The following is a 23,086-nucleotide window of genomic DNA, read 5'->3' on the forward strand; positions in this document are numbered from 1 at the left end:
AGGTTCTAATCTGTGGCTTAGCACTATTTTTTAATCTCAACTCCAAAAGACAGGTTATATAACTATTGTGAATTTATATCAATCCTTAAAAATATATCCTGAAACCTTCCTGAAAATTTATTATAAGGAATACATGAAAATTTATCATAAAATCGAAAATCCTTGGTTTTTCGTAGAGATTTGTCCTAAATTAGCTTGCCCAACAATCCATAGCTGAGTAGGGACATAATTCCTGCCGCTAGGCATACTCCGATACCGATGGCTAAGAAGGCTTTTTTTCTATTCATCTTTAAAAGACTGGCTACCATAGCCCCTGTCCAAGCTCCAGTTCCGGGAAGGGGAATTCCTACAAAAAGAACCAGACCCCAGAAGTCCACCTTATCAATGGCGTCCTTATGCTTATCTACCTTTTTTCTAAACCAGGACGCCAAAGGTCTTGTGAAAGAGGACTTCTCCATAAGCTCCACAATCTTGGCAAAGAAAAAAAGGACAAAGGGGATGGGGAGGATATTTCCGATTAAACAATATAACAAGCCCTGTATATAATTTACCTTCAGTAAGGAGGCGGCAATCAAACCGCCACGCAGTTCAATAACGGGCATCATGGATAAAAAGAAGACCATCATTTCCCGAGAAAGAAATTTTTCAAAATGTGCTGTAAAAAATGTAATAAAACTTTCCATAATTCCCTTTTCTCTAAACTTGAATGCCATTTTGACTTATGTTAGAATTTCATGCAAAGGCATTTTCCCATTGAAACTGTTTGGGATTCTATAAAAGAAGTATAGGGGAGTCAATGCTTTTCACAAAAACTGCACATTTGCAAAGTAAAGTGCAAACTGTTCTTTTTTTAAAATTGAGCAGTTTTAAAAATAAAGGAGTGCAATGATTAATTTCGAGGATGAGATAAAAAGGTTTAAACCCAGCTTGGATGTGGATCAGTTAGAGGATGCCATTCTCAAGGTGGACCTTACCGATATGAATGATTTGATGACACAGCTTATGGAAGAGGCTTTAAAGAAGGGGAACGATCCGTCATGAAATATGATATTACCCTGGAACGGATAGCCAACTGTTATTATAACCTGGGACTGGAAAGAGCCAGACTTCGGGACTTAAGCGGTGCCGCAGAGCTGTTGAAGAAGGCCTTGCATTTTGATAAGTACCAAAGGGAAGCAAGAAATCTGTTGGGGCTTATTTTTTTTGAGATGGGAGAAGTAGCGGATGCCTTGGTGCAATGGGTCATCAGCATGAATCTTTTGCCGGAGGATAATCCTGCGGATTATTTTTTGGAGCAGATTCAAAGAAAACCGGCGATTTTGCGCATTTGCTCTGATAATGTAAAGCGTTACAATCAAGCCCTGGACTATGCCCAGCATAATAACGAAGACTTAGCGGTTTTTCAGTTGAATCAGGTTATCGGAGACAGCCCGAACTATGTGAAGGCCCACATTTTACTTTCTCTTCTCTATATGAGACGAAGCGAGTGGGTAAAGGCGGGAAAAAGCCTTTATCTGGTGCTGAAGATTGATAGAAACAATCCCAAGGCTCTCGTCCTTATGGACTATGTGAAGAAGAAGACCGGTAGAGCGGAGGTGGAGCAGAGTCGCCTTAGAAATGTCTTTTCCCATAGGAAAATGATGGATGATGATGTGATGATGCCTCAGGAGGTTAAGCAGATTTCTCCCTGGGCGGTTTCTGCCCTGCTTCTATTGGGTGTGGTGATTGCCCTTTTTGTATTCTATCTTTTGATGCTTCCGGCAGGAATCAGAAGAGCCAATAGCAAAAACAATCAGGAAATGATATCCTATACGGAAAAGCTGGATGCGGCGAATCAGAAGATGGGAGATTTGTCTGCGGCCAATGCCGGTTTACAAAAAGAGTATGATGAAATGAAGGAGAAGCTGGATCGCTATGAGAATCAAAATGCTTCTTTTATGGCGCAATATCAGAGCCTTGTAGGTATTAACAATGCTCTTTCCACAGGGGATTTGACACAGGCGGCTCAGTTGTATACTGCCTTGGATCAAAGCGCCATTACGGATGAAAGTCTGGTCTCCATGCTATCTTCCATTAAGTCCCAGATGGAGGGAAGTGTGTACCTGCGTTTGCAGGAATTGGGTAGCACGGCATGGAATGCAGGTCGTCTGGAGGAAGCTTTACAGGATTATACCTGGAGTGTAAAGATTCGAAGAGAAGCGGAGAACTTATTCCTGCTGGCAAGAATACAGCAAACCATGGGCAATACTACGGAGGCGAATCAGAACTTTGACTCGGTGGTAGGGGAATTCCCAAGTTCGCCTTATGCGGAAAGGGCCAGACAGGCAAGGGGATATTGATGTTGGATCAGAGGAAAATCATAGCCATGGTGCAGGTCGCCATGCTGGAAAAGGAAATAGGGCAGGAGGCCCTGGATACGGCCAAGTACTATAGGGAAGATTATATTTCCAATCGGGTACTGCGGGGAATCCTTCAATATACAGGAATTTTCTTCCTGCTTCTGTTTGCCTATTTTTTTATGGAAATAGAAAACATTCTCCAAAAGCTGGATTTTCAATATATGATGGATTTGGGAAAACGAATTTCCCTTCTCTATTTACTGGGCATGGTTTGTACCATTGTGCTTATTTCCATTGTGTCCTATTATTCCTATGAAAGAGCCTATGAAGACAGTTTGCTTTATCGTGAACGCTTAGAGGATCTGCTTCTTTTGTCTACAGCAAAGAGAACGGAAAAGCTTAGAAAAAAGGAGGAGAAAGACACTATCGTTCAAAAAGCCAGAGAAGAGGCTCAGGAAGTAGTACTGCAAATGAAGAAAGAGGGAGCTAAACTGGATTTAGCGCCGCTTTATACAAGATCGGAAAGATTAGCTAAGCTTAGAAGGCTGAAGGACGGAGGAAAAGCTGTTCAGAAAAATGCTGCTCCCAAACAAAAGGGAGAAGAAGAGTGGCTGGATGATGAGGCGGATTGGTTGGACGAGTAAGATAGGGAGAGAGTAGGAGTATGAACGGTTTTCGACTTTTTAAAGAAAAATGTCAAAAAATATATGGACAGCAGGATTATTGGATGGTTCCTATCTTTCGTTCCTGCCTGGCCTTTCTTATCTTTTTTTCCTTAACCCGCCATTTTTCCATGGTGGGAAAACTGGCGCATCCGATTTTTCTTTTGTTTTTTAGTTTGATATCCTTTTTTCTTCCCTTTTCGACTTTGCCTATACTTCTGGGCGTAATATTGATGTCCTATTTTTATCAGCAATCCCTTTTGCTCTTGATTGTTTCCGGGGGTATCTTTTTGTTCTTGTTTTTATTGCAAAGCAGTATCAGAGGAAAATATGCCATCCTCATTGCCTTGATGCCTTTTTGCTTTCTTTTGAAAATCCATTATTTTTTGCCGATTTTTGTAGGGCTCACTATGGGCTTTACGGCCTTTCTGCCTCTGGCTTTGGGATGCTTTTTATATTTTTTCCTGAGCTTTATTCAGCAGAATGAAAAGCTTTTTACGGCCTCTGCCGATCTTACGGAACAGTTGGAATCCTTGACGAAAACCCTGCTTCCCTTTTTTAAAGATAAGGAAATGATCCTTGTATTGGTTCTATTTTCTGCTGTGGTAGTGACGGTTTATCTGCTGAGAAACGGAAGTTTTCAGTATTCCTGGCACATTGCCGTAACGGTGGGGCTGGTAATGGAGGCGTTGCTTTGGATATTGTATCCTTTATTTTCCTTGAAGATGAATTTCTTGATTAGCATTATTGCCTATTTCATTTCTGCCTTGCTGTCTGTATTCACCCTGTTTTTCTTCCATGATGTGGATTACCGGGGAACAAAATTTTTGCAGATGGAAGATGATGACTACTACTATTTTGTAAAGGCTGTACCGAAGAATAAAGGAGAACATTTTCCTTCTTCGGATTAAGAAATTTTCTCTATAGATAAAAGAGAATTTTTGTGTGAACTTGATCATTTGTTGCTACGAGGAGAAAGGGGTATAGGAATTGGATTTCTTTACAAAGATTAAGGGGTGGGTAAGTTTACTTCCTGCGTTTAGTCTGTCAGGACTTGTGGAAATAGCAATTTTGGCAGGGATTATTTATGTCGTCCTTCTTTGGATTCAGAACACAAGAGCCTGGCAGTTACTGAAAGGAATTCTGGTGCTTCTTTTGTTTACGGCGTTTGCCGTTTTCTTCCGTTTGAATACGATTGTTTGGTTAATTGAAAGAATTTCCACAGCGGCTATTATTGCGGCCGTTATCATTTTTCAACCGGAACTACGAAAGGCTTTGGAGCAATTAGGCTCTAAGAATCTTTTTGGGCAGTTCCAAAGGGAAGATAGCAAAGGCAGCGTCAGAGTTAATGAAGAATTAATTTCCGCATGTCAGGAAATGTCAAGATACAAGACCGGTGCATTGATTGTTATTGAGCAAAACCAAAGTCTTAAAGAGGTGGAGGATACCGGAATTTATGTGGATGGTATTGTGACGGCGGCCTTACTCATTAATATTTTTGAAAAAAATACTCCCTTGCATGATGGAGCGGTTGTGATTTCCGGAGACAGAGTGGTTTCCGCTACCTGTTATCTCCCCCTGTCCGATACCGGAATTTCCAAGGCCTATGGCACCAGACATAGGGCGGCGTTGGGAATTTCGGAAAGTACGGATGCCATCACCCTGGTAGTATCCGAGGAGACGGGACGAATCTCCGTAGCCTGTCAGGGAAAGCTTTTACATGTCAAAGAGGCAGGAGAATTAATACGTTATCTTCCGAAGCAAGAGCAGGAAGAGCAGAAGAAAACTTTATTTTCCCGCATTCTTCCCAGAAAAAAGGAGGAGAGATAAATGAAGTTTTTTAAAGAGAATCTTATATTAAAGCTGGTGAGTGTGGTTCTGGCTTTGCTGCTTTGGCTGATTGTTTTCAATGTGTCCAATCCGGAGCAAAAGGAAAGTAGAACCGTGGAATTGCAAATTTTGAATCAGGATACCTTTTCCGCGGAGAATAAAACCTGGGAGGTGGATCGGAGTACGGTTACCGTTAGTTATACCGTGCGAAGCAATCTGGCTTCCTCTGTAAAGGCTTCCGATTTTAAGGCCTATATCGATTTAAGCGATTATTCTATTACGGGTTCCGTACCGGTCTATGTGGAGCTTGTTAATCAGGAAAATGCTTCCAGTATTTCGGATATCGTGGCCAGACCTTCCGTTGTTCATGTCAGCATAGAAGATTTACAAAAGAAAAAATTTGATTTACAGGTGCATCAACAGGGCAATGTGGCTGAGGGCTATACCGTTTCGTCCATTACTGTTGATCCTACCACCATTTATGTAAACGGCCCGGAGTCATCCGTGGGAAGGATTTCTTCTCTTGGGCTGGTGGTTAATGTGGATGGCATGAATCAAAATACCGATGGTACCGGAAAGATTGTTTTTTACGATGCTAACGGAAAGATTATTCAAAATCTGCCGAATGTCAGCCTGTCTCAGGAGCAGGTGGATTATACGGTGGTGATTCACAAGAAGAAGGATCTTATTCTATCCGCAACAACAGAAGGAAATGTACAAAACGGTTATACGGTGGAGGAGCTTCAGATTTCTCCAAAAAGCATCAGTGTTTCCGGCAGTGAATCTGTTTTGGATGGGATCAATCAGCTGACTCTTCCTGCCCTGGATGTATCCAATGCCAAGGAGGATGTGAGTGTAAGCTTGCGGCTTAAGGATTATTTGCCCAGCGGTTTGTCTCTTGCAGAGCCCAACAGTACAGTCTATATTCATGCCACTATCAAAAAGCTTCCGGAAAGCACAAAGGAAGAAGTGGAGCAGAATACCAAGGCAAGTACTACGGAAGAGAGTACGGAGGGCACAACAGAAAGCAGCAAATCCTCGGAAAGCACGAAGACCACAGAGGAGGAAAACTCGGCGGAAACAAAGGGAAGCGGTAATGGAGATAGTAAAGGAAGCGGAGCGGATAGTGGAGAATCTACAGAAAACAAAGGGCCCAGCGCTGAACGGAAAGCAAAATCACAGTAGAAATAGTCTGTTTTTTGACCTTTGCTTATATACGGTATTGTATGGCATGGCATATCTTTTGAAGGAAAAGGGATATGCCGTGCTTTCCTTTTTCTGCTTTCTGATTTTGTCTCTTTATCTTTTTCTTCGAGAAAGAGAGAGAGAGGGAAGTAGTGTAACATTGTCCGGTCTTCTTGCTTTGGGATTACTTTTTGGAGAGGGCGTGGCTACTTTACAGCTTAGCAAGCTTTCTTCTCCCTGGACCATTCATACCTGGCTAAGCTTTTATTTGGCTTATCTTTTCTTCTATTTGGGCTATCACGGTAGAACGTATTTATCTGAATTCGCAGCTTCTCGTTTTCTGAAAAATACAAAAATCTTCTCGGAAGAAGCAAAGAAGGTGGATTTATCCGGGAAAGAATATCGGTGGAACTGTACAGAAGGGCAATTTTTAAAGTTTTGTATTTTAGGACTTCTTTTGCTTTCTTATTTTTCTTTTGTGATAGAGGCATTGGCTCTTGGCTATATTCCTTTATTTACGGAGCATACCCCCCACGCATATTCTTATTTTCATCTAAAGGGACTCCATTATTTCACCACTCTTTTTGTGCTGGTTCCTATGCTTCTTCCTTTTTTATATCAAAAAGAGGGCGGCCCGAAGCTGTTTTCAGGCATCAGTTTATTTTTAGCTTTTCTTTTACCTATCCTTTTGGTTTCCCGTTTTCAGCTTCTGTTTTCCCTGTTTTTATTTGTGTTTTCTGCCTTGTATCAGGGCTTAAGGATTCGGAAAAGATATCTGCTTTTATTATTTCTTTTTTTGCTGTCTGCCTATGTTTTTCTTACGATAGAGAGAGCCCATTCCGTTTCCTATCTTATGGGAATCTTTGAAATGAAAAATGATAAGCTTCCCATCTTTTTGGTACAGCCCTATATGTACATTGCCAATAATTATGAGAATTTCAATTTGCTGACAAAAAACATAGAGGAACATTCCCATGGTTTTCGTATGGCCTATCCCTTTTTAACCCTTTCCGGGGCGAAATTCTTTTTTGATTTTCCCTTGGCCTATCCGGTCTATTTAACCAAGGAGGAGCTGTCTACCTTGGGGATTCTGTACGATGCCTACTATGATTTCGGCCTTTTGGGCGTTATGCTTTTTTCTTTAGTGTTGGGGCTGCTTTCTTCCTGGATTAAAGAGCTTTCAAGGAAAGAGAAAAATCCTTTTGGAGGCGCATTATATATCCAATTTGCTTTTTATTTTCTATTTTCCTTTTTTACAACCTGGTTTTCCAATGCCTCCAGCATTTTTTACTTTGCTGTGACGCTCGTACTTGCAGTTCTATGGAAGGGCTTTGTTCATGAAAAAAATTCTGCTGTATCTATATAAAATGCTTTTTCCTTTGGGAGTATGTGTTTTCTTTCTGTATTTTCTCCCTAAGCTATTGTTCTTTTTTCTCCCCTTTACCCTGGGGGCGATAATTGCCTTTTGCTTAAATCCCCTGATTTCTTTTTTGCAAAAGAGCTTCCCGTTTTTAAAGAAAAAGCAAATATCCCTGGTACTGACCTTAACTATTTTCGCTTTGTTTTTTTATCTTTGTTTTTGTCTTATGCAGTTGGGACTTCCCATGCTTAAGCAGCGCATTTCTCGTTTGCCTTTGGAAATTCAGGATTTAAAGCGTCAACTGGAGAAAATGATAGAGGAAAATTTGCCCTACTTTCCTCCATTCATCCAAAATCTACTGTCGGATCTTCCCGGTACTTTGGATAGTATAGGAAGAACCATGATGAATAAATGGACTTCACCGGCCTTGCAATTTTCTCTGCAAGTGGTTAGCGGCTTGCCTGAGTTGTTTCTTTACCTGATTATTACTATACTGTCTGCTCTTTGTTTTTCTCAGGAAGGGGCAAAGCTGTTATCGATTCTGCATCGAAATATTCCGGAGCAGTTCAGAAAATATATGCAACTTCTTAAGGAGGACGGAAAAAAGATTTTAAAGGGCTATGTTTGGGCGCAAATCCAAATCATGTTTTGTGTGTTCATTCTCTTAAGCGTCGGTTTTTCCTTATTGAAAGTGGAGTTTGCGATTCCTTTGGCTTTTTTAACCGCTTTTTTGGATGCCCTCCCTGTTTTTGGTGTGGGTTTTATTATGTGGCCATGGATGGCGCTGATTTTATTAAAAGGAAAATTTTTATTCTTTTTAGCTCTCTTATTGATTTACATTCTAAGCCAGATGATTCGACAGATTTTGCAACCGAAGATTATTGGGGATGCGGTGGGCTTGCCTCCTTTACTGGCTCTGATTTTCCTGTTTTTAGGCTATAAGCTTTACGGGATTTCCGGAATGGTTTTAGCCCTGCCTGTTGGCATGCTGTTGGTACGTTTTTATCATTATGGAGCGTTTTCCGGATTTTTCTCTGCCGGAAAGGCCCTTGGCAAAATGCTTTTAGACTATGCCGGTGTAAAAAAGGATGAGGAAGTGTAAATGAAGGAGAGCTGTCAGAAAAATCATATTTCATTGCCTAGGGAGTTTAGCGAAAGAATGAAAATCAGGCTGGGGCAGGAGTGGGAGGCTTTTTTAGAAGCCTGTTCTCTGCCTCCGAAGCGAGGGCTTCGGCTGAATTTACAGAAGGCGGAGGCTAATCCGGATTTTCCTATAGAGAAATGGAAGGAAAATTGGAAGCTGGAAGAGTTAAAATCGGAAAGCTTAAAACTAGAAAATTCAAAGAACGAATACGGTCTCGCCTTGGCTAGAGAATACCTTTGTGATGAAGAGTATTTGCAAAGTATAGGGGTGCAAATCGGTCACGATGCCTACCATGAGGCAGGGCTTTATTATATTCAGGACCCTTCCGCCATGTCTGTGGTTCCTTATATGGAAATTCGCCCCTTTGACAGATGTCTGGATCTTTGTGCCAGTCCGGGAGGAAAGAGCTTGCAGATGGCAGACCGGCTTAAGACAGAGGAAGGCGGAATTCTTCTCTCAAACGAATTCATTATGGAAAGAGCTAAAAATCTTTCCAAAAATGTGGAACGTATGGGCTATAGCCATGTGGCGGTGAGCTCCTGCTCCGCTGAAGAGCTGGAAGCGCAATTTCCGGCATTCTTTTCCAGAATTTTGGTAGATGCACCTTGTTCCGGAGAAGGAATGTTTCGGAAAAATCCGGAGGCCATAGCGGATTGGTCTTTAGAGAAGGTTTCGCAATGTGCAGGTCTACAAAGAGATATTCTTGGTCATGCCCTGGGAATGCTTAGGGAAGGTGGGCTTTTGGCCTATTCCACCTGTACATTTTCCGAGGAGGAAAATGAAGAAATGCGGGAATGGATTTTAGAAAAGCATCCGGAGCTCAGATTTTTAGGAGAGAGGCATCTTTATTTTCATAACAGTGTGGGAGAGGGACAGTATTTTTCTCTTTTTCGGAAAGAGGGAAAGGATCTTGAGAGAGAGGATATGGATATTTCTAAGCTTTCCATGCTTTGGGAGAAGAAGGCTAAAAAATATTTTTATTATCCCTCTTCTTTAAAATGCTTTTTATCCCTGCCTTTGCTTCGAATCGGTATTGCGGTTTTGGAGGAAGGTAAGAAGAGCTGGGAATGGAGTCATAGCCTAAGCCACGCTATAGACCTTCCTAAATGGGGGGATGCTCTTACAAAGCTTCCTGAAAAATCGCCGGAGACCAAATTGCTTTACAGACTTTCCTTGTACGGAGAAGACAGAAGGGTAGAGGCCTATCTCAATGGACAAGAAATAGCGGTGGAGAAAGAAGAGCTAGAGAATTTTCTTATGGCCGACAGAAAAGGAAACGTAAACAATAAAAAAAGCGATAAAGAAAGCGATAAAGAAGGCGATAAAAAAAGTGATAAAGGATTGGTTCTTTGTACTTGTGACGGACTTCCTTTGGGCTTTGGATATTACCGAAACGGACGACTAAGAAACCTCTATCCTAAGGGAATACGCTTTAAAAAATAGAAGCATATATTAAATGTTTGTTATTTCTTTGGCTTGAATTAGATTTTGCTATCGTTTACAATAAGCCATGTTAAAAGGGTAATTTGCCCTCAAAATAGAAATGGAGGAAGATTATGGATCAGCGTAATTCTTTGGCAAGGAAGCGTATAGAGGCCTTGCTGGATGAATCCAGTTTTGTGGAAATCGGTGCTCATGTTTGCAGCAGAAGTACAGATTTTAATTCCGGTGAGAAACAGGAAGCATCGGATGGAGTCATTTGTGGGTATGGCAGTATTTTCGGGAAGCCGGTATATATTTATGCACAAGATAGAGAAGTACTCTCCGGAAGTATTGGAGAGATGCATGGAAAGAAGATTGCAAATCTCTATGATACAGCAATGAAAATGGGATGCCCGGTGGTGGAATTACTGGATTCCAGCGGACTTCGTATTCCGGAAGCTACAGATGCTATTTTTGCCCTTTCTACCATTTACGAGAAGAAGGCAAAGGCAAAGGGCTTGATTCCCCAATATACCGTGATTTTCGGACAGGTAGGAGGAGGACTTGCCATTCTTCCTTCTCTTTCCGATTTTTCCTTTATGGAAAAGGAAGAGGCAAGACTCTTCCTTACTGCTCCTGACGGCGTAGAGGGAAATAAGGATGAGGCTTTTGCTAAGGCTGAAGCCCAGGCTAAGCAGGGAAATATTGATTTTTACGGTACGGAAGAGGAAATCTTTGCAGAAATTCAAAAGGCTTTTGCTTTCTTACCGGCGAACAATGAAGATGCCGCTTATCAGGAAGATGTGGAAGATAGCCTAAACCGTAGTGTGGAGGGATTTTTAGCATTGGCACCGAGAGAGGCGCTGGAAACTCTTTCAGATGAGGGAAGAATCTTTGAAGTAAAGTCTCATTTTGGAGAGGGGGCAGTTACTGCTTTTATTTCTCTAAACGGACAGACTGTGGGGGCGGTGGCAACCAATGGGGAGCCTCTGCATTGGAAGGCAGTGGAAAAGATGGATCAATTCCTTCGTTTCTGCAACAGCTATTCTATTCCTATTTTGACAGTGTGTGATGTGCCGGGCTTTGAAAACTGTTCTTGCAATGAAAAGCATATGGCAAAGGCTATGGCAAGTCTTCTTTCCATCTATGGAAATGCTTCCGTGCCTATGGTGAGCCTCGTGAAGAAAGCTATCGGTTCCGCAGGAGCGGCAATTGGCAGTAAGGGACTGGGCGTGGACTTGGTTTATGCTTATCCCGAGTCTGAAATTTCCATTATGGATGCCAAGTATGCAGCGGATATTTTGTATCCTGAGAAGTCTGCCTCCGAGAGAGAAGAGGAGAGTAAGAGATTTTTAGAGGAAAAGTCCTCTGCTTTAGCGGCAGCGAAAAGAGGCTATGTGGATGATTTGATTTTACCGGAGGAAAGCCGTCAAAGAATTATTTCCGCCTTTGAAATCTTATACGGAAAGGCTAACTTTGATTTTCATAAAAAATTCGGAAGTAACTAGGAGGGGAAAATGAAGAAGATAAATAAAATATTCCTCCTATGTGCTTTGCTCCTGTCCTTCTTTTTACTTTCCTGCGGAAATCAGACTGTGGAAGCGGAAGCCTTGGATCCTTCGACATTGACTGAACTGGAACAAACGATAGAGCAGTATTTTACCTCTATGGTAACCCAGGATGAGAGCAGTCTTAATCAGGGGATTGAGGAGGCCTACAAGGCTAAGGAAGAGGTTCTCTATAATGCCCTAAATAATTTTAAGAATGACAAAGAGGAGCTGGGAGAATTTCAGGAGGTCAAGGAGAACATTGTTACAAAAGAAAATGGAGAATACAAGTTCCATCTTGTGGCACAGTTCGAAAAAAGAAAATTAGACTTTGATGCATCCTTAAAAGAGGATTACAGCGGCTTTACCTCCATGAGTTTTGTTCCGGAGTACAGTATGGAAGAGAAGATGGCTTCCGCCGGACAAAATCTCTTGGTGGGAATGGGAATGGTTTTTGCCGTACTCATTTTCATTGCCTGGATTATCAGCCTGTTTAAGTACATTCATATTTGGGAAGAAAAGCATAAAGAGAAAAAGGCTAAGAGAAAAATGCCGGCTCCTACTGCAAAGGCGGTAGAAAAGCAAGTTCCCAAGCGAGTGGTTCCGCTTATAGAAAAAGAAGAGGGTATTCCTGAGGATGTGTTAAGTATTGTAATGATGGCGGCTATTGAGGCCTATGAAGTGGAGCAGGTTATGGAAAATCCTTTTAAGGATGCCAAGGAATTAAACAACGGCCTGGTGGTTCGTTCGATTAGAAGACGGAGATAAGGAGAGATTATGAAGCAGTATACAATTACAGTAAACGGTGTAGCTTATGATGTGACAGTAGAAGAGAAAAACGGCGGTGTTGTTTCCGCTCCCAAGGCAGTGGAGAAATCCGCTCCCGCAGCAGCTGCTCCTGTAGCCTCCGCTCCCCAAGCAGCTGCGAAGGAAGGTAATGTGGCAGTATCCGCTCCTATGCCCGGAAAGATCCTTGCGGTGAAGGCAAAGGAAGGGGATAGCGTAAAGGCGGGAGATGTACTCCTGGTACTGGAAGCCATGAAGATGGAAAATGATATTGTAGCTCCACAGGATGGTGTTGTAGCAAGCATTAATGTAAAGGTGGGAGACAGCGTAGAATCCGGTGCGAAATTGGCCAGCTTAAACGCCTAAAGTTAGGACAGGAGGATATTTTCATGAATATAGTAGAGACCTTATCCAATCTACTACAGCAAACGGCCTTCTTTCATCTGACTCCCGGAAATTACCTGATGATTTTCGTTGCCTTGGTTTTCCTCTATCTGGGAATCGCCAAGGGCTTTGAGCCCCTATTGATGGTACCTATTGCTTTCGGAATGCTTTTGGTAAATATCTATCCGGAGATTATGTTAAGCCCGGAAAAATCTATCAATGGAACCGGGGGACTTTTATGGTATTTCTTCCGTTTAGATGAATGGACCATTTTACCGTCTTTGATTTTCCTGGGCGTGGGAGCCCAGACGGACTTCTCCCCTCTGATAGCGAATCCTATCAGCTTCTTACTGGGGGCGGCAGCACAGTTCGGTATTTATGCGGCATACTTTATTGCTATTTTTCTTGGCTTTAACGGAGCGGCTGCAGCAGCTATCTCTATTATCGGAGGTGCGGACGGTCCTACCTCCATCTTCCTTTGCAACAAGCTGGGACAGACGGAATTACTGGGACCCATTGCGGTTGCGGCATACAGCTATATGTCTTTAGTGCCCATTATCCAGCCGCCTATTATGCGGGCTTTAACCACGAAGGAAGAGCGGATGTGCAAGATGGAGCAGTTAAGACCGGTTTCCAAGCTAGAAAAAATTCTTTTCCCCATTGTGGTAACCATTGTGGTTTGCTTGATTTTACCCACTACGGCACCACTTGTGGGAATGCTGATGCTGGGAAATCTTTTTAAAGAGTCCGGTGTGGTTAAGCAGTTAACGGATACTGCGGCAAATGCCATGATGTATATTGTGGTTATTTTACTGGGAACCTCTGTGGGAGCAACCACCTCCGCAGAAGCCTTTTTAAATGTAAATACCTTAAAGATTGTGTTCTTAGGACTGGTAGCCTTTGCCTTTGGAACAGCGGCAGGAGTACTTCTTGGAAAAATTATGTACTATGCCTCCGGAAAGCGGATTAATCCGTTAATCGGTTCCGCAGGAGTTTCTGCAGTGCCTATGGCGGCAAGAGTATCCCAAAAAGTGGGATCGGAATCAGACCCGACCAACTTCCTTTTAATGCATGCCATGGGACCCAATGTGGCAGGTGTTATCGGAACAGCGGTTGCAGCAGGAATCTTTATGGCTGTGTTTGGAGTGAAATAGAAAGGGGAAAATATGGCAAAAGTTAAGATTACGGAGACCGTGCTGAGAGATGCACACCAGTCCTTGATTGCCACAAGAATGCCCAGTGAATTGATGGAGCCTATTTTGGACAAGATGGATCAGGTAGGATACCATGCGGTGGAATGTTGGGGGGGAGCAACCTTTGATGCCTGCCTTCGTTTCCTAAAGGAAGATCCCTGGGAAAGACTTCGGATGTTGAAAAGACATTTTAAGAATACGAAGCTGCAAATGTTGTTCCGCGGACAGAATATCTTAGGCTACAATCACTATGCAGATGATGTGGTGGAGTACTTTGTAGAAAAATCCATTGCCAACGGCATTGATGTCATTCGAATTTTCGACTGCTTAAATGATATTCGAAATCTGGAAACTGCCGTAAAGGCCACCAGAAAAGAAGGGGGACATGCTCAGATCGCCCTTTGCTATACCCTGGGAGATGCTTATACCCTGGAATACTGGGAGAACCTGGCAAGAGATGTAGAAAATCTCGGTGCGGATTCCCTTTGCATTAAGGATATGGCCGGACTGCTTCTTCCAAAGGAGGCAACAGAGCTTGTTGCTGCCTTAAAGAGAGGAACCTCTCTTCCTATCGAAATGCATACACACTATACCTCCGGTATGGCATCCATGACCTATTTAAAGGCTATTGAAGCAGGAGCGGACATCATTGATACCGCATCCACTCCCTTGGCTATGGGAACTTCCCAGCCATCCACAGAGGTTATGGTAGCGGCTTTACAGGGTACCGAGTATGATACCGGCCTTGATCTGGACAAGCTTATTGAGATTTCCAATTATTTCCAGCCCTACCGGGAGGAATGCATCAAGTCCGGCCTCCTTTCCACAAAGGTATTGGGCGTAGATATTAAGGCCTTAAAGTATCAGGTTCCCGGAGGAATGCTGTCCAACCTGATTTCCCAGCTTCATCAGGCAGGGAAGGACGAGAAGCTTCAGGAGGTTTTGGAGGAGGTTCCAAGAGTGCGTAAGGACTTTGGAGAGCCGCCACTGGTTACCCCTTCTTCTCAGATTGTAGGAACCCAGGCGGTAATGAATGTTATTACCGGAGAGCGTTATAAGATGGTTCCCAAGGAGTCTTACAAGCTGGTTGCAGGAGAGTTCGGTAGAACCGTAAAGCCTATGGACGAAGAAATGCTGAAGAAGGTCTTAAAGGGAGAGAAGCAGATGACAGATCGTCCTGCAGATCACATTCCGCCACAGCTTGAGCAATTTAAGGAAGAGTGTAAGGAATGGATGCAGCAGCCGGAGGATGTATTGTCTTATGCATTATTCCCTCAGGTAGCCAAGGACTTCTTCCAGTATAGAGATGCTCAGAAATCCGGCATTGCGTTAAAGAACGCGGACAAAGAAAATAAAGCCTACCCGGTATAAAACGAGGTAGAAAAAACAATACAGAAGGAAGCAAAAAAGGACTATAAATCAAAAAAATTTTCTATGCAATATAGGTCTGAAACGGGGCACGCTCTCGCTAGCCTCGCCTCACAGCGGATACTAAGCGAAAAACTGCGTTCCACTTGTTTTTCGCAAGTACCGGTGGGCTCAGACTACCCCGCATTCAGACCTATATTGTCGAAAATTTCTTCCGAGTTTTGATTTTTGCAGTCCTTTTTTGCTTCCTTCTACATTATTTTAGAGTCTATAAGCAGAGGAGTATTATAATTTATCTCTTCTTGGATAGCTTTTGATAAGGGACAATCTGAGCCCGTCGGCACTTAGCTTTTGTTATGTAAAAGCTTAGTGCCGCTACGAGGCGAGGTTAGCGAGAGCGTGTCCCGTTCCAAAAGCTATACGGTAGAGGATAAATTCATTCCAGCTAATATCTCTTCATATTCTCGTTCATTACGATTCTTTGTCATTTGTCTGAATAATTCCAAGAAGCATTGACGGAAGGAAATAAAAAAATTAAAATGATGCAAGAAAATCTTTATTGAAAATTATTTTTTAATCTTTATAATTTCCTATAGAATTGCAGATGTATAAAGACAGGGATTTTTTCCCTGATGAATCACAAAGAGATGCTTCTTCAAGAACATCCTTCTTTGGCGTAAAGGGCAGGGAGAAAAATGAGAAGAACAAGTTGGAGACGTTTTATAAGTTTAGGATTAATCTTGAGCAGCGTTTTTGCTACGCAAGCTTTTGCTACAGAAAAGGATGCCGTAATTAAGGGCAGTATGGTCAATGTAAGGGCTGAAGCCAATAAAAACAGTAAAAAGGTGACGAACCTTTATTCCAATACAGCCGTCAAAGTAGGGGATCCGGTGCAAAACTCCTCCGGAGAAAGCTGGTATCCGGTTAATTTCCAAGGGGGAAGCGGATATATTCGTTCCGATTTTGTAAAATTTCCGGTTCAATACCAAAGGGATGAGGCCTTTGAGAACGCTTTGAATCAACAGGGCTTTCCGGAAGCTTATAAGGACGGCCTAAGAGCTCTCCATGCAGAGTTTCCCAACTGGCAGTTTAAGGCTTTACATACCAATTTGGATTGGCAGAGAGTTTTAGACGGAGAGATGGAAGGAACCGGCAGTCTTGTGGACAAGAATGCTATTTCATCCTGGAAGTCCACCGATCAGGGAAAATATGACTGGAATACAGGAACATGGGTAGGATTTGACGGTCCTACCTGGGTTGGTGCCTCCAGACAATTAACAGCATACTATATGGATCCCAGAAACTTTTTGGATGAGTCCTACATTTTCCAATTCTTACTCCACAGCTATAATCCGGAGGAACAGACGAGAGACGGTTTGGCAGCCATGCTAATGGGCAGCTTTATGGATAGCGGAAGTCAAGGCAGTGGAAATGGGGGAAACAGCGGAAGCGGAGATGCTTCCTCTACCCAGAATTCAACGGAAACAGTAGTCATTTCCAATGATGGACCGGGAGCAAACATATCAAATGCGGAGGGAACGGTTATTCCTTCTGGAACCACAGCGGCATCTGCAGACAATTCCAATACAAGTAACGGAACAAATGCAGGCGGTGTGGATTACGTGAGTATTATTATGAAGGCTGCGGAGCAGTCTAAGCAGAATCCCTATGTTCTTGCTTCCATGATTTTACAGGAGCAGGGAAAAGGAAGCAGCGGTTCTATTTCCGGAAGTAGCGGACATTACAATTATTTTAATATCGGTGCTTACCAGGATGGAAAGATGGGAGCCATAGAGAGAGGTATTTGGTATGCCAAGCAAAGTGGCAGCTATATGCGTCCCTGGAATAGCAGAGAAAAGTCTATTGTGGGCGGAGCACAGTTCTTTGCGGAAAATTATATGAATGCGGGACAGAATACTTTGTACCTGAAGAAGTGGAACGTACAAGGCTCCAACCTGTTTAAGCATCAATATATGACCAATGTACAGGGAGCTGCCGAGGAAGGGGTAAAGTTATCTTCAGCTTACAGCAAAGATATGAAGAATAAAGCTCTGGTTTTCTCCATCCCCGTATATAAGGATATGCCGGGACAGAAAGAGCCGATTCCTACCGGAGATGAGAAACCCACAAGAAAAGATGGTGGCAACAGTTCCGGAGATAGCTCGGGCAGCGGTAATAGCACAGTAAGCAATGCAGGAAATGCAGGTGCTAATGGAAATGGAAGCAACACAAACAGCTCAGCAGGGAAGACAGAGAGCGGTGTAGAAGTAGTGGAGATTGGAAAGAGTCCTCTTGGTTAAAAAGTCTTGAAAGAATTCTCATCTTTCAGTAAAATATAACGGAATGTGTCGAGTAAAGCTTCGGGTACTGTCAGAGGATGGGAAGACTCGAATCGGAGGAATTTGAGGAAATAATAATGAAATCATTACAATATATACTATATACTTGCCTGCTCAGCCTTCTGTTTTCCATGGCTGTTTTTGCTGCAGACGGACAGCTAAGCTTTTCCGATCCGACAGGTAAGGTGGGAGAAGAAATCACGGTGAATATGAAGGTGAAGAGTGATACTCCTTTAGCCAGAGTAGATATTACCCTTCGCTACGACAGTAATTCTTTGCAGTTTGTCAGCGGAACGAATACTGATGGAGGTGCAGGAACTCTGCGTGTACACGGTACCGGCGATAATTCCGTAGCAAATACCTTGGCATTTGCTTTGAAATTCAAGGCTGCTTCCGCAGGACAGTCCAGTATTACGGTAGAAAAACAGGAAATATACAGCGGAGATGAAAGTCTTTTAAACCTTACCCATGTGGGAAAGGGCGCCGTAAATATTACTGCGGAAGAAACAAGCAGTGAAAGTGCGGCGGAAACCTCGGCCTCTGCAGAAGAAAGTGAAGAGGCGGAGACCAAGAACGAGGGGGTTAAGCTTACCGCAAAGGATAAGAGTATTACCATTATGAATCCCGGCTCCGATGTAAAGATTCCGGATGGCTTTTGGGAAAGCACCATTGATGTAGATGGTCATCAGGTAAAGGGATGGGTATGGAAGGCCGATACAGAGCATCAGTACATCATTGTTTATGGAATGAATGATGCGGGAGATTTACATTTTTATCGTTATGACTTAAAGGAAAAAACCATTCAGCGGTATTTTCAGGATCCTTTAGAGGCTGAGCAGAAGAAAAATGCGGAAAGCTATCCGACTTTATTAAATCAATATGATGCTTTGGTAGGAAAATATAATGTTCAGACCATATTAAGCATAGTTTTTGCCTTAGTGGCTTTGCTTCTTGCCGCCCTATCCATCTTCCTGTGGCAGACACGTAGCAGATTGAAGAAAGTTATTGCTTTCCAGAAAGAAACCTTGGAGCGAGAGCGAAAGGAAAGCCGACCCAATGTAGAGCGTTTCTCTTTAAAGGAGGAATTTCCCATGAAGGAAAAGGATTTCCCCGAGGAAGAGGAAGAAGAGGGAAGAACCAAGCTGATTGGACGTAGGCCGAATGTGCATCATGAGGGTGAAAACGGATCCGATATTGAAGATGCGGATTTAGGAGCAACCAGAGCGATTTCCTTATCTGCGGAAGATAAGAAGCGATTGGCGGATAAAGAGAAGCATAAAAAAGAGGATTCTTTGGAGCATACCAAAGAAGTAGAGCTGGAAATCGAAGAGCTGTAAGTTTTATGAGCCATAAAGAATTTAAAAGCTGTAATGGCTTATAGAATTAAGAGAAACATGATGTAGAAGCTGTTTATCATGCAGTATAGCCATAAAAAGTAGGAGATCCGTCCTAAGGCTATACTGCTTTTTTTCATGAAAATATTTCTTATAGGACTCCTTCACAGATTATTCAAAAAGCTTTGCTATCATGATAAAATATTTAGATTCAATCAGAAAATTTTAACTGGACAACACTGCTTTTAGGGACTATAAAAGCAGAAACAGTATTGTATAGAAAAGGATAGGGTGGAGAAGATGAATCAGTTTACGATACAGGCGCAAAGGTCTTTACAACTTGCCATAGAGGTGGCTGAAGAGTGTCATCATCAATATATTGGAACAGAGCATATCCTCTTAGGTCTTGTACGGGAAGGTACAGCCGTTGCAGGGAAGGTTTTAAAGGCAAATGGCGTAACGGAAGAAAAGATTGCGGATATGATTGCCAAGTTTATGGTTAGCGGAGAAAGCGGTGTTTCCCTTGCAGACCCCAGCGGTTATACCCCATCTGCCAAGAGAGTTCTGGAGCAGGCGATGCAGGAAGCCAGAGAGGGGCAGTCCCGTCTGGTGGGAACCGAGCATCTTTTGATGGCCATTTTGAAGGATGGAAACTGTGTGGCATCCCGAATTATTTCAACTTTGGGTGTTTCCATGCAGAAGATTTATACCCAGTTAAATTCCGCCATCGGAAGAGACAATCTGGTGGAAGAGAGAAATAATAGAGAGAAGGAAGTACGATCCGTGCAGACGCCGACATTGGATCAGTATTCCCGGGATCTTACTGCGTTGGCAAAGGAAGGAAAGTTGGATCCTGTGGTTGGTCGCGGACAGGAAATTATGCGAATGATTCAGATTCTGTCCAGAAGAACCAAGAATAATCCTTGTCTTGTGGGAGAACCGGGAGTGGGGAAGACTGCTGTGGTGGAAGGCTTGGCCAATAAAATTGCGGCAAAGGATGTTCCGGACAGTATTTTAAAAAAGCGTTTATTAACCTTGGACTTATCTGCCATGGTGGCAGGCTCCAAATACCGTGGAGAGTTCGAGGAAAGGATTAAGAAGGTTATTCAAGAGGCAAGAACAGACGGTGAGGTGCTCCTTTTTATTGATGAGATTCATACCATCATCGGAGCGGGAGGTGCTGAGGGAGCACTGGATGCTGCCAATATTTTAAAGCCTGCTCTGGCCAGAGGAGAGTTGCAGATTATCGGTGCAACCACCTTGGAGGAGTATAGAAAGCACATCGAAAAGGATGCGGCACTGGAAAGACGTTTTCAGCCGATTACTATAGAAGAACCTACGGAAGAGGAAAGCATCAAGATTCTGGAAGGAATTAAAGAGCGCTACGAAGAGCATCATCAGGTTGTAATTGAAGAAGAGGCTATTCTGGCGGCGGTAAAGCTTAGCGCCCGCTATATTAACGATCGATATTTGCCGGATAAGGCCATTGATTTAATCGATGAGGCTGCTTCTAAAATTCGCATCTTAAATAGCGGAGAGCCTGCAGCCATCAAAAAACTAAGAGCCCAGATTGCAGAATTTGAAGAAGAAAAGGAAGATTGCATTCGTAGGGAAGATTTTGAAGGGGCTTCTCAGATTAAGAGAAAACAGGAACAGAAAAGAAAGCGCCTGAGTAAGGAACTGGAGCTTTGGAAGAAGGAAAGGGAAGAGAATCGTCTTCACGTTCGGGAATCGGACATTGCCCAGGTAGTTTCCGATTGGACGAAGATTCCTACCAAGAAGCTGGAAGAAACGGAGACGGAAAGATTGAAGAATCTTGAAAATCTTCTTCACGAAAGAGTGATTGGTCAGAATGAGGCGGTGAAGGCTGTTGCGCAAGCCATCAAGAGAGGCCGTGTAGGTTTAAAGGATCCTAAGCGTCCCATCGGCTCCTTTATGTTCCTTGGGCCTACCGGAGTAGGAAAGACGGAGCTGTCCAAAGCTATTGCGGAGGTGATTTTCGGCTCTGAACAAAATCTTATCCGTGTAGATATGTCAGAGTACATGGAGAAATACAGTGTTTCCAAGATGATCGGTTCCCCTCCCGGATATGTGGGTTATGATGAGGGTGGACAGCTTTCCGAGAAGGTAAGAAGAAATCCCTACTCTGTCATTCTCTTTGATGAGATTGAGAAAGCCCATCCGGATGTGCTGAACATTCTTTTACAGGTGCTGGATGACGGCCATATTACCGATTCTCAGGGACGAAAGGTTTCCTTTAAGAATACCATCATTATCATGACCTCCAATGCAGGGGCGGAGCAGATTATCAGCCCGAAAAAGTTAGGCTTTGATACGACTCCCGGACAGCTGGATAAAGACTATCAATATATGAAGAATAAGGTGCTGGAAGAGTTGAAAAATCTCTTTAGACCGGAGTTTTTAAATCGTATTGATGAAATCATTGTCTTTAGACCCATCAGTAAGGAAGATATGTCCAAAATTTTGGATATCCTTCTGTCTCAGCTGTATAAGAGGGCAAAGGGAGAATTGGATCTTGGCTTACGTTTAGATAAGGGAGCCAAGGACTTCCTGGTGGAAAAGGGCTATGATCCCAAGTTTGGTGCCAGACCTTTAAAGAGAACCATCCAAACCCAGGTGGAGGACTTACTGTCTGAAGCCATTTTAGAGGGTGAGATTCCTCAGGGCTCTTTGGTTACTGTGAAAATGGACAGAACCGGAGAGAAATTAAAGACCAGCATTAGAAAAAGGAAGGAAGAATGCCAAAAAGTTTAAATCTTTTTTTCTGTAAGGAATGTGGTTATGAGACCATCAAATGGTTGGGACAGTGTCCTTCCTGTAAGGCCTGGAACTCCATGGTGGAGGCTCCAAAAGAAAGTAAAAAAAGACCGGGGGGAGCAGGAACTATGCTTCCCCTGAAGAAGGCAGAGGCGAAAAAGCTGGAGGAAATCCCCTTAGATAAGGAAGATCGTATTTCCACCGGTTTCGGAGAGCTGGATAGAGTATTGGGAGGTGGCCTGGTGGCCGGCTCCCTCGTTTTATTAGGAGGAGATCCGGGAATCGGAAAATCCACCATTTTCCTCTCCGTAAGTCTGCACTTAGCTTCCAAGGGAGGAAAAAGAGTTCTCTACGTCTCCGGTGAGGAATCCCTAAAGCAGATAAAGCTTAGGGCCAATCGCATGGGAGAAGTGGAGGGAGAGCTTTATTTTCTGTCCGAAAGTAATTTAAATCAGCTCTTAGAGGTGGTGGAGGAAAGAGAAATTGATTTTCTGGTGATTGACTCCATCCAAACCATGTTTTTGGAAGAGGTAACAGCCTCTCCCGGTTCCGTAAGCCAGGTGCGAGAGTGTACCTCCTTCTTACTCCGCCTTGCCAAGGAGCGAGGGATTACCATTGCTGTGATAGGTCATGTGACCAAGGATGGAAATGTTGCCGGCCCGAAGATTTTAGAGCATATGGTGGATGTGGTTTTGTATTTCGAGGGAGAGCAGAACAGTCAGCTGCGTATTCTGCACGGACAAAAAAACCGCTTTGGTTCCACCAATGAAATTGCCGTTTTCACGATGGAAGAAAAGGGGCTATGCGAGGTGGAAAACCCTTCCGCCCTACTTTTGGCAGGCCGTGCTCTGGACTGCTCAGGCTCCATAGTGTCCTGCGGCCTGGAAGGCACCAGACCGATTCTTATGGAAATCCAGGCACTCTTGGTTCCTACTAACTTCGGTCTCCCCAGAAGAACCGCAAACGGTATGGATTATAATCGTTTGCATATGCTCCTTGCGGTAATGGAAAGGCGTTTAGGCATTGAGTGCTCTAAGTTCGATGCCTATATCAATATTGCGGGAGGCTTAAAGATTTCTGAGCCTTCCATTGATTTGGCGGTACTTTTGGCTTTAGTTTCCAGTTACAGAAACCTTCCTATTCCGGAGGACACCATGGTCTTTGGAGAGGTAGGATTGTCCGGAGAAATTCGTGGAGTAAGCCATAGTGAATCCAGAATCGAAGAAGCCATTCGACTGGGCTTTAAAAGAATTCTCTTACCGGCTTATCATGCGCCCACACAGGGGAAAAAGAGAGACATTAGCTTGATTCCGGTAAAAAATATAAGAGAGGCATTGACAATCTTCAAAAAATAGCATAGAATCCCGTCTTTGACAGTTGCGAAAGAGTCAAGAGCCCATAAACGGCGTAATTAC

At 43.3% G+C, this 23,086-nt stretch carries 19 protein-coding genes; 18 read left to right on the forward strand and 1 reads right to left on the reverse strand.

Translation table 11 applies throughout. The annotated features are described in order from the left end of the window. Positions 1-185: 185 nt before the first annotated feature. Positions 186-683: a COG2426 family protein gene (locus RYO92_RS09165; RefSeq protein WP_314346563.1), complete on the reverse strand. Its 498-nt coding sequence runs from the start codon at positions 681-683 to the stop codon at positions 186-188. A 202-nt stretch (positions 684-885) separates the two neighbouring features. Here RYO92_RS09165 and RYO92_RS09170 point away from each other — a divergent pair, with 202 nt between their 5' ends. The 18 genes from RYO92_RS09170 (at position 886) to radA (ending at position 23,026) form a co-directional block, all read left to right on the forward strand. Then, positions 886-1,041 (forward strand): hypothetical protein, encoded by a 156-nt coding sequence (locus tag RYO92_RS09170; protein ID WP_007156354.1) that lies wholly within the window; start codon positions 886-888, stop codon positions 1,039-1,041. Further along, positions 1,038-2,339, forward strand: coding sequence for a tetratricopeptide repeat protein (locus tag RYO92_RS09175; RefSeq protein WP_183684442.1), 1,302 nt, complete (start codon positions 1,038-1,040; stop codon positions 2,337-2,339). Before RYO92_RS09170 ends, RYO92_RS09175 begins: the two co-directional genes overlap by 4 nt. Then, the gene (locus tag RYO92_RS09180; protein WP_315370189.1) at positions 2,339-2,983 is read left to right on the forward strand and encodes a hypothetical protein; all 645 of its coding nucleotides are present in this window, start codon (positions 2,339-2,341) and stop codon (positions 2,981-2,983) included. Before RYO92_RS09175 ends, RYO92_RS09180 begins: the two co-directional genes overlap by 1 nt. Positions 2,984-3,003: 20 nt before the next feature. After that, positions 3,004-3,912: a hypothetical protein gene (locus tag RYO92_RS09185; protein WP_315370190.1), complete on the forward strand. Its 909-nt coding sequence runs from the start codon at positions 3,004-3,006 to the stop codon at positions 3,910-3,912. 79 nt (positions 3,913-3,991) lie between these two features. After that, entirely contained in the window at positions 3,992-4,831 is an 840-nt protein-coding gene (gene cdaA, locus RYO92_RS09190) for a diadenylate cyclase CdaA (RefSeq protein ID WP_040648566.1), read from the forward strand. Continuing rightward, complete coding sequence (locus tag RYO92_RS09195) at positions 4,832-6,016, forward strand: CdaR family protein (protein WP_007156349.1); 1,185 nt, start codon at positions 4,832-4,834, stop codon at positions 6,014-6,016. It abuts the gene before it with no gap. Then, complete coding sequence (locus RYO92_RS09200) at positions 5,928-7,382, forward strand: O-antigen polymerase (protein ID WP_315370191.1); 1,455 nt, start codon at positions 5,928-5,930, stop codon at positions 7,380-7,382. The genes RYO92_RS09195 and RYO92_RS09200 overlap by 89 nt, the downstream gene beginning before the upstream one ends. Then, the gene (locus RYO92_RS09205) at positions 7,354-8,478 is read left to right on the forward strand and encodes an AI-2E family transporter (protein ID WP_315370192.1); all 1,125 of its coding nucleotides are present in this window, start codon (positions 7,354-7,356) and stop codon (positions 8,476-8,478) included. Before RYO92_RS09200 ends, RYO92_RS09205 begins: the two co-directional genes overlap by 29 nt. Then, positions 8,479-9,963 carry a methyltransferase RsmF C-terminal domain-like protein gene (locus tag RYO92_RS09210; RefSeq protein ID WP_315370193.1) on the forward strand — a complete coding sequence of 495 codons (1,485 nt, stop codon included), beginning with the start codon at positions 8,479-8,481 and terminating at the stop codon, positions 9,961-9,963. A 113-nt stretch (positions 9,964-10,076) separates the two neighbouring features. Continuing rightward, on the forward strand, positions 10,077-11,450 hold the full coding sequence (locus tag RYO92_RS09215; protein WP_315370194.1) for a carboxyl transferase domain-containing protein: 1,374 nt from the start codon (positions 10,077-10,079) through the stop codon (positions 11,448-11,450). Between the two features lie 9 nt (positions 11,451-11,459). Then, a complete protein-coding gene (locus RYO92_RS09220) occupies positions 11,460-12,257 on the forward strand; it encodes an OadG family protein (protein ID WP_315370195.1) in 798 nt (265 codons plus the stop codon). A 9-nt stretch (positions 12,258-12,266) separates the two neighbouring features. Then, positions 12,267-12,641 carry a biotin/lipoyl-containing protein gene (locus RYO92_RS09225; RefSeq protein ID WP_007156343.1) on the forward strand — a complete coding sequence of 125 codons (375 nt, stop codon included), beginning with the start codon at positions 12,267-12,269 and terminating at the stop codon, positions 12,639-12,641. A gap of 23 nt (positions 12,642-12,664) precedes the next feature. Further along, positions 12,665-13,813: a sodium ion-translocating decarboxylase subunit beta gene (locus RYO92_RS09230; RefSeq protein WP_314330050.1), complete on the forward strand. Its 1,149-nt coding sequence runs from the start codon at positions 12,665-12,667 to the stop codon at positions 13,811-13,813. Positions 13,814-13,825: 12 nt separating this feature from the next. Then, complete coding sequence (locus RYO92_RS09235; RefSeq protein ID WP_007156341.1) at positions 13,826-15,223, forward strand: oxaloacetate decarboxylase subunit alpha; 1,398 nt, start codon at positions 13,826-13,828, stop codon at positions 15,221-15,223. Between the two features lie 692 nt (positions 15,224-15,915). Then, positions 15,916-17,520, forward strand: a complete 1,605-nt coding sequence (locus RYO92_RS09240) for an N-acetylglucosaminidase (RefSeq protein WP_315370196.1) — start codon at positions 15,916-15,918, stop codon at positions 17,518-17,520. Between the two features lie 116 nt (positions 17,521-17,636). Further along, a complete protein-coding gene (locus RYO92_RS09245; protein ID WP_315370197.1) occupies positions 17,637-18,896 on the forward strand; it encodes a cohesin domain-containing protein in 1,260 nt (419 codons plus the stop codon). A gap of 297 nt (positions 18,897-19,193) precedes the next feature. Continuing rightward, positions 19,194-21,668, forward strand: coding sequence for an ATP-dependent Clp protease ATP-binding subunit (locus RYO92_RS09250; RefSeq protein WP_315370198.1), 2,475 nt, complete (start codon positions 19,194-19,196; stop codon positions 21,666-21,668). Then, positions 21,653-23,026 (forward strand): DNA repair protein RadA, encoded by a 1,374-nt coding sequence (gene radA, locus RYO92_RS09255; protein ID WP_315370199.1) that lies wholly within the window; start codon positions 21,653-21,655, stop codon positions 23,024-23,026. Before RYO92_RS09250 ends, radA begins: the two co-directional genes overlap by 16 nt. Positions 23,027-23,086 lie beyond the last annotated feature (60 nt).

Origin of the sequence: Oribacterium sinus (assembly GCF_963553175.1) — a bacterium.
Taxonomy (GTDB): domain Bacteria; phylum Bacillota; class Clostridia; order Lachnospirales; family Lachnospiraceae; genus Oribacterium; species Oribacterium sinus_B.